Annotated in this window: 11 protein-coding genes, 4 tRNA genes and 1 pseudogene; 11 read left to right on the top strand and 5 right to left on the bottom strand. The window is 29.9% G+C overall.

Features of this window, described 5'->3' with window-relative positions:
* Positions 1 to 58: 58 nt before the first annotated feature.
* The 3 genes from rpe to aroK form a co-directional block, all read right to left on the bottom strand.
* Positions 59 to 724, bottom strand: a complete 666-nt coding sequence (rpe, locus tag ICMP_RS03165) for a ribulose-phosphate 3-epimerase (protein ID WP_041069906.1) — start codon at positions 722 to 724, stop codon at positions 59 to 61.
* 476 nt (positions 725 to 1,200) lie between these two features.
* Positions 1,201 to 2,319 (bottom strand): 3-dehydroquinate synthase, encoded by a 1,119-nt coding sequence (aroB, locus tag ICMP_RS03160; RefSeq protein WP_041069904.1) that lies wholly within the window; start codon positions 2,317 to 2,319, stop codon positions 1,201 to 1,203.
* 29 nt (positions 2,320 to 2,348) lie between these two features.
* The gene (gene aroK, locus ICMP_RS03155; protein WP_041069901.1) at positions 2,349 to 2,891 is read right to left on the bottom strand and encodes a shikimate kinase AroK; all 543 of its coding nucleotides are present in this window, start codon (positions 2,889 to 2,891) and stop codon (positions 2,349 to 2,351) included.
* Positions 2,892 to 3,525: 634 nt separating this feature from the next.
* Here aroK and trxA point away from each other — a divergent pair.
* The 6 genes from trxA (at position 3,526) to ICMP_RS03125 (ending at position 5,985) form a co-directional block, all read left to right on the top strand.
* On the top strand, positions 3,526 to 3,858 hold the full coding sequence (gene trxA, locus ICMP_RS03150; RefSeq protein WP_041069899.1) for a thioredoxin TrxA: 333 nt from the start codon (positions 3,526 to 3,528) through the stop codon (positions 3,856 to 3,858).
* Between the two features lie 366 nt (positions 3,859 to 4,224).
* The gene (gene rho / locus ICMP_RS03145; protein ID WP_041069896.1) at positions 4,225 to 5,484 is read left to right on the top strand and encodes a transcription termination factor Rho; all 1,260 of its coding nucleotides are present in this window, start codon (positions 4,225 to 4,227) and stop codon (positions 5,482 to 5,484) included.
* Between the two features lie 139 nt (positions 5,485 to 5,623).
* Positions 5,624 to 5,697 (top strand) — tRNA-Arg (locus tag ICMP_RS03140).
* A gap of 13 nt (positions 5,698 to 5,710) precedes the next feature.
* Positions 5,711 to 5,786, top strand: a tRNA-His gene (locus ICMP_RS03135).
* Positions 5,787 to 5,798: 12 nt separating this feature from the next.
* Positions 5,799 to 5,887: transfer RNA gene (locus ICMP_RS03130), tRNA-Leu, on the top strand.
* A gap of 24 nt (positions 5,888 to 5,911) precedes the next feature.
* A tRNA-Pro gene (locus tag ICMP_RS03125) sits at positions 5,912 to 5,985 on the top strand.
* A gap of 9 nt (positions 5,986 to 5,994) precedes the next feature.
* On the opposite strand, the gene ICMP_RS03120 is transcribed toward ICMP_RS03125, so the two are convergent.
* Both ICMP_RS03120 and hemC read right to left on the bottom strand, forming a co-directional pair.
* Complete coding sequence (locus ICMP_RS03120; protein ID WP_041069894.1) at positions 5,995 to 6,750, bottom strand: uroporphyrinogen-III synthase; 756 nt, start codon at positions 6,748 to 6,750, stop codon at positions 5,995 to 5,997.
* Positions 6,751 to 7,683 (bottom strand): hydroxymethylbilane synthase, encoded by a 933-nt coding sequence (hemC, locus tag ICMP_RS03115; RefSeq protein WP_041069891.1) that lies wholly within the window; start codon positions 7,681 to 7,683, stop codon positions 6,751 to 6,753.
* A 201-nt stretch (positions 7,684 to 7,884) separates the two neighbouring features.
* Between hemC and dapF the strand changes: the two genes are divergently transcribed.
* The 5 genes and pseudogenes from dapF to metE all read left to right on the top strand — a co-directional run bounded on the left by dapF (position 7,885) and on the right by metE (position 15,551).
* Positions 7,885 to 8,742 (top strand): diaminopimelate epimerase, encoded by an 858-nt coding sequence (gene dapF / locus ICMP_RS03110; RefSeq protein WP_041069888.1) that lies wholly within the window; start codon positions 7,885 to 7,887, stop codon positions 8,740 to 8,742.
* A pseudogene (uvrD, locus tag ICMP_RS03105) lies at positions 8,729 to 10,657 on the top strand (DNA helicase II); the annotation flags it as partial. The gene dapF and the pseudogene uvrD, both read left to right, overlap by 14 nt.
* Positions 10,658 to 11,019: 362 nt before the next feature.
* A complete protein-coding gene (gene corA, locus ICMP_RS03100; RefSeq protein WP_041069884.1) occupies positions 11,020 to 11,988 on the top strand; it encodes a magnesium/cobalt transporter CorA in 969 nt (322 codons plus the stop codon).
* A gap of 171 nt (positions 11,989 to 12,159) precedes the next feature.
* Complete coding sequence (yigL, locus tag ICMP_RS03095) at positions 12,160 to 12,960, top strand: sugar/pyridoxal phosphate phosphatase YigL (protein WP_041069881.1); 801 nt, start codon at positions 12,160 to 12,162, stop codon at positions 12,958 to 12,960.
* A gap of 320 nt (positions 12,961 to 13,280) precedes the next feature.
* Positions 13,281 to 15,551 carry a 5-methyltetrahydropteroyltriglutamate--homocysteine S-methyltransferase gene (metE, locus tag ICMP_RS03090; protein WP_041069878.1) on the top strand — a complete coding sequence of 757 codons (2,271 nt, stop codon included), beginning with the start codon at positions 13,281 to 13,283 and terminating at the stop codon, positions 15,549 to 15,551.
* The last annotated feature ends 32 nt before the right edge of the window (positions 15,552 to 15,583 follow it).

Genomic DNA, 15,583 nt, shown 5'->3' with positions numbered 1-15,583 from the left:
CTCATACTTATAGTATAAAAATTTATTATTGCATTAATAAAGATTCATATAAAATATATTATATGCTTATTTCTTTTCTGATGGCATCTATTGCTTGTTTATAGTCCCTATTATTAAAAATAGCAGAACCTATAACAAAAATATCTGCTCCTGCTATAGCAAGTTGTCTTATATTATCAATTTTCACACCACCATCTATTTCGATAAGTATATTATATCCACTAAAGTCGATAATTTTTCTTAATTTACATAACTTATTTAATATGTTTGGAAGAAATTTTTGATTTCCAAAACCTGGATTTACGGACATTAATAAGATTATATCTAATTTGTCCATAATGTACTCAATATAGTCTAAGGATGTAGTTGGATTCAAAACTAAACCGCTTTTACATCCATGTTCTCTAATGATTTGTAATGTCCTATCAATGTGATCACTAGCTTCTGGATGAAATGTAATATAAGTTGCACCTGCTTTGGCAAAAGCAGGAATCAAATTATCAACAGGTTTAATCATTAAATGAACATCAAAAGGAACTCTAATACCATAATTAATTAATGATTTTAGTATCATAGGACCCATTGTCAAATTAGGAACATAATGGTTATCCATTACATCAAAATGAATAATATCTCCACCAGCGGTTATTACTTTAGTAATATCTTCCCCCAATGAGGCAAAATTTGCGGAAAGTATTGAAGGTGCTAATAAATAGTGTTTCATGCAATTATCTCAATTTTGTTACGAATATCTTAAATATTGCTGTACTACAGCTAGTAATAATATGTGTTTTGGTTACTGTAAACAGCAATAATTTTTATCTAATCACTTAGTTAATAGTATATTAGTAACAATGTTTAATCTTTAATATCAAAAAATATTACAAAACTTATTTATATACACAATATACGAATACAGATTAAAATATCATTTTAATAAATTTGAAGCATTACTGATAAAAGACTAATAATTTATTATTACATATTATGATGTTCAACAATAATAATTTTAATTTGTTTTTAAGAAACACTTAATTTAAATCTAGTAATTAGAGCATATATTAATTAAAATTTATAGTTTATTTTTTAATAAAATTTAAAGGATTTTTTCTTGCATCAAGAAATAAGACACATTTATATTTTTATTCACTTATTAATAGCTGACAATCCTACTTATAATAAATATACTATATGTTTTTGTCATATTTGAATATTATTTTTCAATTCAGTAAAGATTCTACATTCATTTATAGCAGCTACTAAGATTTTATCTGAAACACTCTTATGTAAGATTGCACTACCTATTTTGGTAGGTAAAACAAGATGCATTTTTTTAGAAAATACTTTCTTATCGCGCTGCATATAGGGTAAATAATCTGTTGCTTTCATCTCAATAGGTCCATTTACTGGTAATTTAGCTCTTTGTAGTAAAGCTATAATTCTATTAGTGTGTTGAGATTGGAAAATTTTTAAATGTTCTGCAGTGCGCGCAGCCATGATCATGCCAACTGCAATTGCTTCTCCGTGTAACCAATTGCCGTAACCCATATAAGCTTCAATAGCATGTCCAAAAGTATGACCAAAATTTAATAAAACACGTATTCCTCTAATCTCTTTTTCGTCAGATGATATTACATTAGCTTTTAATTCACAACATCGACGAATACAATATTCTAACGCTTGCGGATTTAAAGATATTAATGCATCTATATTTTGCTCAAGCCAATAAAAAAATTGTTCATCAAAAATTACTGCATATTTAATTACTTCAGCTATTCCTGAGGCAAACTGTCGAGAGGATAATGATAATAAAAAATCTGTATCAATTATCACTGCAATAGGTTGATGAAATGCACCTATCATATTTTTGCCTAACTCATGATTTACTCCTGTTTTTCCACCAATTGCTGCATCTACCTGTGCCAGAAATGTTGTAGGAATTTGAATATACTTTATACCTCTTTGATAAATTGCCGCTGCAAAACCAGTTAAATCGCCTATAACACCGCCCCCTAAAGCAATCAATATAGTATCGCGGCCATGTAAGTTATTTAGCAATTCATTAAATATATAATTTATACTTTCCCAAGTTTTATATTTTTCACCATCTGGTAAAATTACATTATTGACTTTTATACCTTGTTTATTTAAATGTTGAGTTATTTCTTTTAAAAAAATTGGAGCTAACGTTTGGTTTGTAACTATCATGACAGTACTTTTTTGCTCTAAAGGCAAAAAAGTGATCAGATTTGTTAATAAGCCAGAAGCAATTGTAATTGGATAACTGCTTTTACCAATCGATACTGTAATTTTCTCCATAGTAAGATTTATTAACCTATTTGCTTAATCTACATCCACATACAATGTAATGATTTTTTATCTAATATCTGTATGATTTGATTAGCTACTGCTTTAGCATTCTGATCATCTGTGCGAATAATAAGATCAGCTATTTCTTGATATAATGGATTACGTTTTTTTGCTAGTTTTTCCAGTACTTCATTAACAGGAGAATCAACTTGTAACAATGGACGTTTTTTATCCCTTTGTGTTCGTGAAATTTGTTTTTCAATTGTAGTTTCTAAATATACTACTATTCCTCTAGCAGACAAACATTTCCGTGTTTGAGGTGAGGTAATACATCCTCCTCCTGTAGCTAAAATGATTCCTTGCCTTTCTGTTAATTCAGAAATAATTTTTTCTTCGCGTTTACGAAATCCTACTTCTCCTTCAACATCAAATACCCATCCTATGTCTGCACCAGTGCGACGTTCAATTTCCTGATCCGAATCATAAAATTCCACATTTAGTTGTTGTGCTAATTGACGGCCAATTGTGCTTTTTCCCGCACCCATTGGCCCAACCAGAAAAATATTACGTTTATCTGCCATTTTATTGATACTAATTAAGAAATTGGTTGAAGATGTATCCCATATTATCAAATAAGGGACAGAAACTAATAACTAGTTATACAGAATATTTATTAAATATCAATATATTACTGCTGATAACTTGCTATAGTTTTATTTAGTAATTTATTTATTTTAAAAAAAATATAGACATCAATAATATACTGAGAAACAATTAGCATAACATTATTTTATATACAAGAACTTTTTTCATTAAGAGAATATGGGAAGAATAATCCATCAATTAACAAAAGTAAATTGTATATATTTCGAAACTGATATAGCTGATGACCACGGCAAGTTGGTGTCAATAAATCAATATATTTAAGATATTTAATTATTTTAAAAAATTTTACTTGTGTTTATCAAAATTATGTAGTAATAAATCACTATCATTTAAATATTAACTAAAAGGTTATTTTGGAATAATTGGTTTAAATAAATATATTTTTTTATATCCATAAAAGAAAACATATAGAAATTAAATTTTATTGAATATATTTAAATAATATGTTATAATGAAATTATTATTTCATAAATATATCATCAATATATAATGCCAGTAATAAATACAAACAATTCAACTAAACCATTGTCATGTGGAGCTACTAATAATATGAAGCCTAATAAAATCATTGAACTGACTGATGAAAATTTTCATGAGAAGGTTATTAATGCTAAGAGTATAATCTTAGTAGATTTTTGGGCTGAATGGTGTGGTCCTTGCAAAATGATGACACCTATACTTCAAGAAGTAGCTGAAGAATATGCTGATAAGTTAACTATTGCAAAACTGAATGTTGACAATTGTCCAAAAGTTGCGCCGAAATATGACCTTCGTGGTATTCCAACATTATTAATATTTAAAAATGGCAAAGTAGTAGGAACTAAGATAGGTTTTGTTACAAAAAAACAATTGATAAAATTTATCAATGCAAATTTGACTTAATATAATCCTATTATATAACTACCAAGTCGTTATTAATAATATGCTCATTCAAACTGCGGTTGTTTTTTTAGACCGCAGTTTAATAGATAGTTATGAAATTTATACTATGATCTAATAATAATTTTTCCCAAAAGTTACAATCTTGAAATATTGAATAATGCTAATTCTTCTAAAACTGCATTGATATAATTTAATGACTTTAAATAAAGTTATTCATTTTCAAATTTCATTTGAAGGATAAATTAACTTTATAATTGATGTTTAATATTAAGTATTCATGATTATTTAACTGTATTTTGTCACTATGACTAATGAATATTTATTCTAAACATTCCTATAATGACCTCGAGTTTAAGAACCCATCCTATGAATCTTACCGAATTAAAAAATATGCCGGTTTCAGAGTTAATTATTATCGGCGAAAAAAACGGACTAGAAAATCTAGCCAGATTACGTAAACAAGATATAATCTTTGCAATATTAAAACAACATGCCAAGAGTGGTGAAGATATATTTGGTGATGGTGTACTAGAAATACTACAAGATGGATTTGGTTTTCTACGATCAGCAGATAGTTCCTACCTTGCCGGTCCTGATGATATTTATGTTTCTCCTAGTCAAATTCGTCGTTTCAGTTTACGGACTGGAGATACTATTGCTGGTAAAATTAGACCACCCAAAGAAGGAGAGCGTTATTTCGCACTTCTAAAAGTAAATGAAATTAATTTTGATAAACCGGAAAATACTCGTAGTAAAATACTTTTTGAAAATCTCACTCCTTTACATGCAAATAAACGTTTACGTATGGAACGAGGTAATGGATCTACAGAAGACCTAACTGCTAGGGTTTTGGATCTTGCTTCACCAATTGGATGCGGTCAGCGTAGTTTAATTGTTGCTCCTCCAAAAGCTGGTAAAACTGTTTTATTACAAAATATAGCTCAAAGTATTACATGTAATCATCCAGATTGTGTTACCATTGTACTATTGATTGATGAACGACCAGAAGAAGTTACAGAAATGCAACGTTTAGTAAAAGATGCGGTTATTGCTTCAACTTTTGATGAACCGGCATCTCGTCATATTCAAGTAGCTGAAATGGTTATTGAAAAGGCTAAACGTTTAGTAGAACATAAAAAAGATGTGGTAATTCTACTTGATTCAATTACACGTTTAGCCAGAGCGTATAATACTGTAGTACCGTCATCTGGCAAAGTATTGACTGGAGGAGTAGATGCTAACGCATTACATCGACCAAAGAGATTTTTTGGTGCAGCTCGAAATGTAGAAGAGGGCGGCAGTCTTACAATTATAGCTACTGCTTTAATTGATACTGGTTCCAAAATGGACGAAGTGATTTATGAAGAATTTAAAGGTACTGGTAATATGGAATTACATCTTTCTCGTAAAATTGCTGAAAGAAGGATTTTTCCTGCTATCGACTATAATCGTTCTGGTACACGTAGAGAAGAGCTTTTAACTTCTATACCAGAGTTGCAGAAAATGTGGATATTGCGTAAAATTATTCATCCAATGAGTGAAATGGAGGCGATAGAGTTTCTTCTTAACAAATTATCAATAACTAAAACTAATGATGAATTTTTTCATATGATGAAACATTCATAAATATAAACAAGTTTATTATTAATATATACTAATTAATGATACTTTACATACTTGCAAGAAGTAAAATCTTGTTTATAAGCTACTAGACAAATCCTCTGGAAAAAGGTAACATAAATACAGATTTTTATCTGTATCAAGTGCACCCGTAGCTCAGTTGGATAGAGCAATACCCTCCGGAGGTAAAGGTCTCAGGTTCAAATCCTGTCGGGTGCATTATTTAATAATGGTGGCTATAGCTCAGTTGGTAGAGCTCTGGATTGTGATTCCAGTTGTCATGGGTTCAATTCCCATTAGCCACCCCATTTGATGAGTAAGCGAAGATGGCGGAATCGGCAGACGCGCTAGCTTCAGGTGTTAGTGTCTTAAGACGTAAGACGTGAGGGTTCAATTCCCTCTCTTCGCATTAGTAGTGAATATTATCAGTCGGCGGCGAGTAGCGCAGTTTGGTAGCGCAACTGGTTTGGGACCAGTAGGTCGGAGGTTCAAATCCTCTCTCGCCGAAAAAGTAATTTATTTATTATACAAGTGTATTAATTTATTTAATAGCGCTTGATTAGTAGCATTATCACATATTTCAATATTTTCCCATCCTAATTGGTAAGCTAAATTAGCTAAACGATTACTAACTACCAAGATTCTACACTGTAGTAACCATTTATTAACATCGACTATATAAAATAGTGAAAAAAGTTGTTTTAACATTTCACAACTAGTCACGACAATAGTATTAATACCATAATTTTTCCACCTGTTACATTCAATTATACTTGAATATACATTGTTATATCGTTGATAACACTCACAAAAGCTAACATTACTACCACGATCACGTAATGTATTTGCAAGTAGTTGACGTCCTCCATTACCAGATAAAATCAACGTTCTTTTATTTTTAATTTCTTGTAAAGATGGTATGTTGATTAGTGCATCACTTGTTTCTTGATTTCGAGGATATTTAACACATTTTCCAGTTATTTGTTGTAATATTTGTGCACTAGCACGACCGATAGAATAATATTCTACATTAGATGGCCAAGTTGTTTTTGTTTTTTTCAAATAATGGTCAGCATATATGATGGCTCTTTTAGAAAGCACAAAAATCATATCTCTAGGTTTAATAGATAATATTTTATTTGGTAGAAGATTTAATTCTCTACCTGGAACAAAATAAATTAATGGAAAACTCCATGCTTTTATTCCGTATTTACGTAAAAGTACAACTAGCTCAGTAGCAGCCGGGTTAGGACGGGTGACTAAAATATTCATTTATGTATTTCCTTTACGTATCTTTTGTAGAATATCATATGCTCCTAGATCTAACATTTCTTCTGCTAATAAAGTTCCTATTTGCTCAGCTAATTTTTTATGTCCTCGACGTTCTGCACTTACCATATTGGTACCATCTGGCAGGCCTATTTTACTGCGAAGCCAAATTTGGTCACCTTCTAATATAGCGAAACTACCTATAGGTACCTGACATGTTCCGCCTAAACGAGTATTTAAGGCTCTTTCTGCTTTTATACAAATAGCAGTATCGTCGTGATGAATTATTTTTAGTAATTCGATTAATCTCTTATTGTTGAGCTGACATTCAATACCTATTGCACCTTGACCAACCGCAGGTAAAAAAATATCAGATGACAATATTAATTGTACTCTATGATCTAATCCTAGGCGTTTTAATCCAGCATAAGCAAGAATAATAGCATCATATTCTCCATTATCTAATTTAGATAATCTAGTATCTATATTACCACGCAGTGGTTTAATAACTAAATCAGAACGATATGACATTAATTGACATTGACGACGTAGACTTGAGGTTCCTACTATTGCACCATAAGGTAGTGTATTAATAGAACTATATAAATTGGATACAAAGGCATCATGTGGATTTTCGCGTTTACAAATACTAACTAAACCCAGTCCTGGAGGAAAATATAATGGTACATCTTTCATAGAATGCACCGCTAAATCAGCACGTTGTTCTATTATAGCTAATTCAAGTTCTTTAACAAATAAACTTTTACCTCCGAGCTGTGTTAGAGGATGCTCAATAAGTATATCTCCTTTAGTTACTATTGGTAGTAATTCGATATGAATATTAGAATAAGCACTGGCTAAACAGTTTTGTATATATTTAGCCTGCCATAACGCTAAAGGACTTTTTCTGGTAGCAATTTTAAATTTATTTTTCATAGTAAAAATTATCATATTTTATAGAATAAAATATAATAAAAAATTACTAATTGATATTTTTTCTTTTTACAACAATGAAATAAAATTTAGCATTTTATACCTGATAACATATAGCTAAGTAAATAAATATATTTGTGAAATGTATTAATTAAAAATTAGGCATAAAATTAATATCTAAAATTTTATTTTAAGGAAGCATGAATGAAATTTTCTAAAATGCACGGTCTCGGTAATGATTTTATGGTTATAGATGCTGTGACGCAAAAAGTTTCCTTGTCTGCTGATCTTATCAAGAAATTATCTAATCGTCATAAGGGAATTGGTTTTGATCAATTATTAATTGTAGAACCTACATGCAATCCATCTATAGATTTTAATTATCGGATTTTTAACGCTAATGGTGTTGAGGTAGAACAATGTGGTAATGGAGCACGTTGTTTTGCATTATTTGTCAGATTGAAAGGATTAACAGAAAAAAGCGATATTTGTGTGAGTACCAAAAATAATCGTATCCTACTAAATATTAAAGAAGATAATTGGATACGTGTAAATATGGGAGAACCTCTTTTTGATCCTAATCAAATACCGTTTTTAGCAAAAAAAACACCAAACAATAGATATAATATACTATTACAAAATAATAATATTATTTTTAGTGTCGTATCTATAGGTAATCCTCATTGTGTTATTCAAGTGAAAAACGTTAAGACTACAGCAGTAGAAATTATTGGATCAATATTAGAAAGTCATCCTCTTTTTCCAGAACATGTTAATGTAGGATTTATGGAAATAGTAAATCCTGAATCTATTCGTCTACGTGTTTATGAACGTGGTGTAGGAGAAACTCAAGCTTGTGGCAGTGGTGCTTGTGCTGCTGTAGCTTCAGGCATTCAACAAGGCCTACTGATGAAAAAAGTACGTGTTACTCTAAATGGTGGTATAGTATATATTAGTTGGAATGGCATAGGACATCCGTTATTTATGACGGGTTCAGCAACCTATGTTTATGATGGATTTATTAATTTATATAATTTTAATAAAACTTATGAGAAAAGTTGACTTGTTAATGAATTTAAATAATGAACAACGTAAAGCGGTACAATCTTCATCCAATCATTTACTGATTTTAGCAGGGGCAGGCAGTGGAAAAACACGTGTTTTAGTTCACCGTATTGCCTGGTTATTATCTGAACAAAAATGCTCACCTTGTTCAATAATAGCAGTAACATTTACTAATAAAGCAGCTATAGAAATGCGTGCTCGTATAGAACAGTTAATGAGTATAAATTGTGATAAAGATGGTATGTGGATAGGCACATTTCATCATATAGCACATAAATTATTACGATTTCATTATGTTGATGCTCACTTGCCGAAAGATTTTCAAATTATTGATAATGAAGATCAAATACGTTTAATTAAACGCTTAATTAAAGCTCTAGATTTAGATGAAAAAAAGTATACCATTCGTAATATTTTACGATATATTAAACATAAAAAAGATAATGGTTTACGTCCAGATAACATAGAAATTTCGAATAATTATGCTGAATCAAATTTGCTAAAGATATATAAAATATATGATGATACTTGTAATCGTTCTGGACTAGTTGATTTTTGTGAATTGCTATTACGTGCTTATGAATTATGGCTTAAAAAACCACATATTCTTAAAATTTATCATGAACGCTTTAACAATATTTTTATAGATGAATTTCAAGATACCAATCGTGTACAATATTCTTGGATTCGCCTCCTTGCTGGAAAATCAAGTAGAATCCTTACTGTAGGGGATGATGATCAATCTATTTATGCTTGGCGTGGAGCAGAAGTAACAAATATGCAGCGGTTTTTAAAAGATTTTTCTGACTCAAAAACTATTCGTTTAGAACAAAATTATCGTTCAACTAAAAATATTATTAAAGTAGCTAATGCTCTTATTAAAAATAATCATGATCGGTTAGGAAAAAAATTATGGACAAACAGTCAAGATGGAAATCTAATATCTTTATATTGTGCATTGGATGAATTTGATGAGTCACGATTTGTAATGAACTATATTAAATCTTGGCAAGCAAAGGGAAATTCATTAATAGATTGCGCTATTCTTTACCGCAGTAATGCACAATCACGTTTATTAGAAGAAGTACTATTACAAAATAGTATAAGTTATACTATTTACGGTGGTCTTCGCTTTTTTGAGCGGCAAGAAATTAAAGATGTTCTAGCATATTTACGTTTAATATTGAATAATAATGATGATACTGCTTTTGAACGAGTGATAAATACACCATCTAGAGGTATAGGTATAAGCACCCTGAATTTGATTCGTGAAATAGCGCGCTCTTATCAATTAACTCTTTGGCAAGCAGCTAATAAATTATTACAGGAAAATAAATTGTCAACTCGTGCAGCATCATCAATAAAAAGTTTTTGCGAGCTTATTAAAATACTGGAAAAAAAAACTATTAACATGCCTTTACATATACAGGTAGATAAAGTTATTAAAGATTCTGGTCTTTGGTGCATGTATAAAGAAGAAACAGGAGAAAAAGCAGAAGGAAGAATTGAAAATCTCAAAGAACTTGTAAATGCTACTAGACAATTTGGCAATATTAATAATAATTTAATATTACAGGATTTTCTTTCTCAGACTATGTTAGAAATGACTAAAGAACAAGGAGTAAGCTCAAGAGATGCAGTGCAATTAATGACTATACATGCATCTAAAGGATTAGAATTTAAACAGGTCTTCATGATAGGTATGGAAGAAGGTTTATTTCCTAGTCCTGCATCTTTAAATAAATCAGTAAAATTAGAAGAAGAACGTCGTCTTGCTTATGTAGGTATCACACGTGCTAAGGAAAATTTAGTTTTAACTTATTCCATTATGCGACGCATATATGGTAAAATAGCTTATAATTTACAATCGCGTTTTATCAAAGAATTACCTCAAGAATGTATTAAAAAAATTATTTCATATAATTAGTTTTAATCAGTAGATATAGAAATATTCTAAGTATAGAATATAAATGTTTTTTATACTAAATTGAGTAAAGTACTATTTTTAACTAAAAAACTAATCTTAAGAGCCACCGTATCAACTGTTGTTAGTAAATAATAAATAAAATTATTATGTTTAACAAAAAAATTTTTTAAATTTTGTGAACTATATTTATATTTATGGTAATAGATACTATCTTGTTATAATAGAATTATTACATCTGTTAATTTTAATGTAAATAGAATGTTTATATATTAAATCATTAAACACAGTATTATAATAATGTTATTATTAATGCAATATTCTTGAATACTTTATAAGGAGTTATTGTTATGCTAAGGATCTTTAATGTAAATAATAGCCGCTTGACTAGCATTAACCCAATCGAGTCAGCAAATTTATTTTCAGCCATATGGATTGATTTAATCTCACCAAAAGATGATGAACTTCAGCTCATTAATAATAGTTTCGGTCAAGTTTTAGTCACCTCTCAGGAAAATATATCAGAGAATCCTGATATTTCTGTGCGTTATTTTGAAGATTTAGATGGATTACATATAAAATCTTTATTTTTTTATATAAAAAAAACAGAAAAATTAAATGAATTTGGTAATACAAATGTAGAGTTCACTATTCGTGATGGTCGTCTTTATACATTAAGAGACCGTGAATTACCTGTTTTTAGTTTATATACTATGCACGCTAGCAATAAAAAAATGGCAAATGCAAATCCATTTGAAATTTTACTGGATTTATTTGAGATAAAAATTGAACAAATTAATAGTGAAATTGAGAATTTGTATCTTATTTTAGAACGTGTCGCAAATTTCATTATGAAAAGTACAATGTCTGAAAAAAATTTCACTTGGCTTTATTCTTTATCAGAAGTAGAACAAATAGCCGGGAAAATTACATCGTGTTTAATGGAGACCCAACGGACCTTGAATTTTTTGATAGGTAACCAAAAATTACAAGACAATGAATTAATAAAGGCAAAAAAATTTGCACGGGATGTTACATCTCTGTCATCCCATAACGAATCTGTTTTTCAAAAAGTGAACTTTTTAATACAATCAGCAATGGGATTAATTAATATTGAACAAAATCGCATTATAAAAATATTTTCCGTACTGTCAGTAGTTTTTTTGCCACCAACACTAATTGCTTCAATTTATGGTATGAATTTTAAGGATATTATACCTGAATTCTCATGGAAATACGGTTTTCTTGCAGTTATTTGTGCAATGATAGTAGTTGGATTTACACCTTATATATATTTTAAACGAAGAAAATGGTTATAATAAATGATTTTTAATTTATTCTAGCTAATAGTACACAGTATTAAATACTCATGTAGCATATATTCATTATATGGAACTACAGGTTTGTTAATTATATAGTGGCAATAAAATGATATGATAATTGCAGATATTTCATATCTTTAAAATATAAGTTCTTGGTCAGAGGTTTGAATGTACCACATTATTGCATCAGATCTAGATGGCACGTTGCTTTCTCCTAATCATACTATAACATCTTTTGCATGTGATACTCTTAAATTAATTGCAAAACGAATTAACTTTGTTTTTGCTACAGGACGACACCACATTGATGTAATACAAATGCGTAATAGGATCGGAATCCAAGGTTATATGATTACATCAAATGGAGCGAGAATACATAATGCAGAAGGAATATTAATGTTTAGTAAAAATTTGGATAAAGATATTGTACGTGACTTATACACACTTGAATATAATAAAGATATATTAATGCATGTTTATGATGATCATAAATGGTTTATCGACGGAAATAGTATGTCGAAGAAGCATTCTTTTGTTAAACCAAAACTATTTAACTATCAATTAGTAGAATCCAAATGGTTACCAACAGATGGTATCAGTAAAGTATTTTTTACCGGTAATGATCCTGATCATCTTTTAAAAATGGAACATGTAATTGAAAAACGTTGGACAAATCGTGTTAATGTAAGTTTGTCATCACCACTATGCTTAGAAGTTATGGCTGGAGGTGTATCTAAAGGACATGCTTTGAAAAACGTCGCAAGAATATTAAATATCTCCCTAAAAAAATGCATAGCTTTTGGTGATGGTATGAATGATAAAGAGATGCTTAGTATAGTAGGAAAAGGATGTATCATGGCAAATGCACATCCTCGACTGAAAAAATTTTTACCAGAGCTAGAAGTTATTGGAAGCAATAATGAAGACGCGGTACCTTATACATTGCGTCAAATTTTTCTACAAAATTAATATTTATTGATATTTAATAAATCATTTTTTATGTGAGATGATATTTCATCATCATGAGCAAATTATTAAGATCAATGACAAAGTCGTAACTTATTTGCCTAAAAATGCATATTTTTTGCTAACTTATGTGAATATATTGTTTTTGATAAAAAATATTCTTTATAAGTGTCCTATTAAAACTCAGTGATCTTAAAAAGATATATTTATGATATAGTAATTTAGTAAATTAATACACTATTTTAAAATATATAAATTATGGTTGCTTTAAAAAATAACCTATGAAATAGTATTAATGAACCAGAATCTCCGGAGAATACTTCATGACTATTTTGAACCATACCCTAGGATTTCCGCGCATTGGATTACGCAGAGAATTGAAGATAGCGCAAGAAAAATATTGGTCTGGTAATTGTACGCAAGAGGAATTATTAACTACAGGGAAAATTCTACGTCAGCGTCACTGGCAACAGCAAAAAGAAGCTGGTATAGATTTATTACCGGTAGGAGATTTTGCTTGGTATGATCATGTATTAACTACAAGTTTATTATTAGGTAATATACCACTGCGTCATCAAGATCAAGATGGTTCTGTTAATATCGATACTTTATTTCGCATAGGTCGTGGATGTGCACCTACCGGAAAACCTGCACCTGCAGCAGAAATGACTAAATGGTTTAATACAAACTATCATTACATAGTTCCAGAGTTTTATAAAAATCAAAGATTTAAACTTACTTGGATACAATTATTAGATGAAGTAGATGAAGCATTAGAGTTAGGCTATAAAATAAAACCTATTTTATTAGGACCTCTTACCTACCTTTGGTTAGGTAAAGTTAAGAACAGTGATTTTGATCGACTTTCATTATTAAATAATATATTACCCGTATATAAAAATATTTTAAATGAGTTGGTTAAACGCCAGATAAAATGGATACAAATAGATGAGCCTATCTTGGCATTAGAATTACCTACAAATTGGATGAGTGCTTTTAAATATGCTTATTCAGCTTTACAGCAAAATATAAATATATTACTGACTACTTATTTTGAGAGTATAGAGCACAATATTAACTTTGTAAAAGATCTTCCAGTTGATGGATTACATATAGATTTAATACATGGTAATTATAATCTTGAACTAATAAACAAAAAAATACCATCTTCTTGGCTATTGTCTCTAGGTATTATTAATGGTCGGAATGTTTGGCGGACTGAATTGAAGCAATGGTTTAATAAAATTAAACAATTACTCAAAGAACGAAATGCTGTTTGGATTGGTTCGTCTTGTTCGTTATTACATACTCCTATCGATCTGAATGCAGAAACTAAATTAGATAATGAAATAAAAAGCTGGTTATCTTTTGCTATACAAAAATGTGTAGAATTGGGATTATTGACTAAAGCCATCAATACAAATGATCCTTCCATATTAGAAGATTGGAGTAAAGGAATACATTCACGGGTGCATTCTACTCGTGTTCATAATTCTGCCGTTAATCAGCGTCTATCTACAATTACTCTAGAAGATATTAATCGTAACAATCCTTATCCACAACGATCAAAAGCACAACATGATAAACTAAACTTACCATTATTGCCGACAACTACTATTGGTTCTTTTCCACAAACAGTAGAAATTCGTAAATTACGTTTAGATTTTAACAAAGGAAGAATTACTAAAGATAAATATTATTTTGAAATATCCAAACATATTAAAAATGCTATTTCAGAACAAGAAAAATTAGGATTAGATGTGCTTGTTCATGGTGAAGCAGAACGTAATGATATGGTAGAATATTTTGGGGAAAATTTAGAAGGATTTGTTTTTACTCAGCATGGTTGGGTACAAAGTTATGGGTCTCGATATGTTAAACCACCAATTATTATTGGCGATATAAGTCGTCCTAAGCAAATTACTGTAGATTGGGCTAAATATGCACAGTCACTTACCAATAAACCTGTTAAAGGTATGTTAACTGGTCCGGTAACTATTTTTTGTTGGTCATTTCCCCGTGAAGATTTACAACATGAAGATATAGTTAAGCAAATTGCATTAGCTCTTCGCGATGAAGTATTAGATTTAGAAAAAGCTGGTATTAATATTATTCAAATAGATGAACCTGCATTACGAGAAGGGTTACCTTTACATAGATCTAAATGGAATATCTATTTAGAATGGGCTGTTAATGCTTTCCGTCTGACTGCATCTGTAGTACAAGATTCAACTCAAATTCATACACATATGTGTTACTGTGAATTTAATGATATTATAGATTCTATAGCAGCATTGGATGCAGATGTTATAACTATTGAAACATCACGTTCTGGTATGGACATTTTAGATTCATTCAAAAATTTTTCCTATCCTAATGAAATAGGTCCAGGAGTTTATGATATTCATTCTCCTAATATCCCTAGTATTAAATGGATAGAAGAATTACTTGAAAAAGCATCAAAATATATTCCTATTATTAGATTATGGGTCAACCCAGATTGTGGATTAAAAACTCGTAGTTGGCAGGAAACATATCTTGCATTAACTAATATGGTTAAAGCAGCTAAAAATTTGCGCGATAAAATATCGTAATATTAATTATTTTGCATATATGCAGATCAAAT

This window comes from Candidatus Ishikawaella capsulata Mpkobe, assembly GCF_000828515.1.
Taxonomy (GTDB): Bacteria; Pseudomonadota; Gammaproteobacteria; order Enterobacterales; family Enterobacteriaceae; genus Ishikawella; species Ishikawella capsulata.
This window is presented reverse-complemented; position numbering and strand designations above follow the sequence as displayed.

What these genes read in the sequence shown, in the direction of transcription:
- rpe (WP_041069906.1), bottom strand. Translation starts at nt 724, where the DNA reads ATGAAACACTATTTATTAGCACCTTCAATACTTTCCGCAAATTTTGCC.
- aroB (WP_041069904.1), bottom strand. Translation starts at nt 2,319, where the DNA reads ATGGAGAAAATTACAGTATCGATTGGTAAAAGCAGTTATCCAATTACA.
- aroK (WP_041069901.1), bottom strand. Translation starts at nt 2,891, where the DNA reads ATGGCAGATAAACGTAATATTTTTCTGGTTGGGCCAATGGGTGCGGGA.
- trxA (WP_041069899.1), top strand. Translation starts at nt 3,526, where the DNA reads ATGAAGCCTAATAAAATCATTGAACTGACTGATGAAAATTTTCATGAG.
- rho (WP_041069896.1), top strand. Translation starts at nt 4,225, where the DNA reads ATGAATCTTACCGAATTAAAAAATATGCCGGTTTCAGAGTTAATTATT.
- ICMP_RS03120 (WP_041069894.1), bottom strand. Translation starts at nt 6,750, where the DNA reads ATGAATATTTTAGTCACCCGTCCTAACCCGGCTGCTACTGAGCTAGTT.
- hemC (WP_041069891.1), bottom strand. Translation starts at nt 7,683, where the DNA reads ATGAAAAATAAATTTAAAATTGCTACCAGAAAAAGTCCTTTAGCGTTA.
- dapF (WP_041069888.1), top strand. Translation starts at nt 7,885, where the DNA reads ATGAAATTTTCTAAAATGCACGGTCTCGGTAATGATTTTATGGTTATA.
- corA (WP_041069884.1), top strand. Translation starts at nt 11,020, where the DNA reads ATGCTAAGGATCTTTAATGTAAATAATAGCCGCTTGACTAGCATTAAC.
- yigL (WP_041069881.1), top strand. Translation starts at nt 12,160, where the DNA reads ATGTACCACATTATTGCATCAGATCTAGATGGCACGTTGCTTTCTCCT.
- metE (WP_041069878.1), top strand. Translation starts at nt 13,281, where the DNA reads ATGACTATTTTGAACCATACCCTAGGATTTCCGCGCATTGGATTACGC.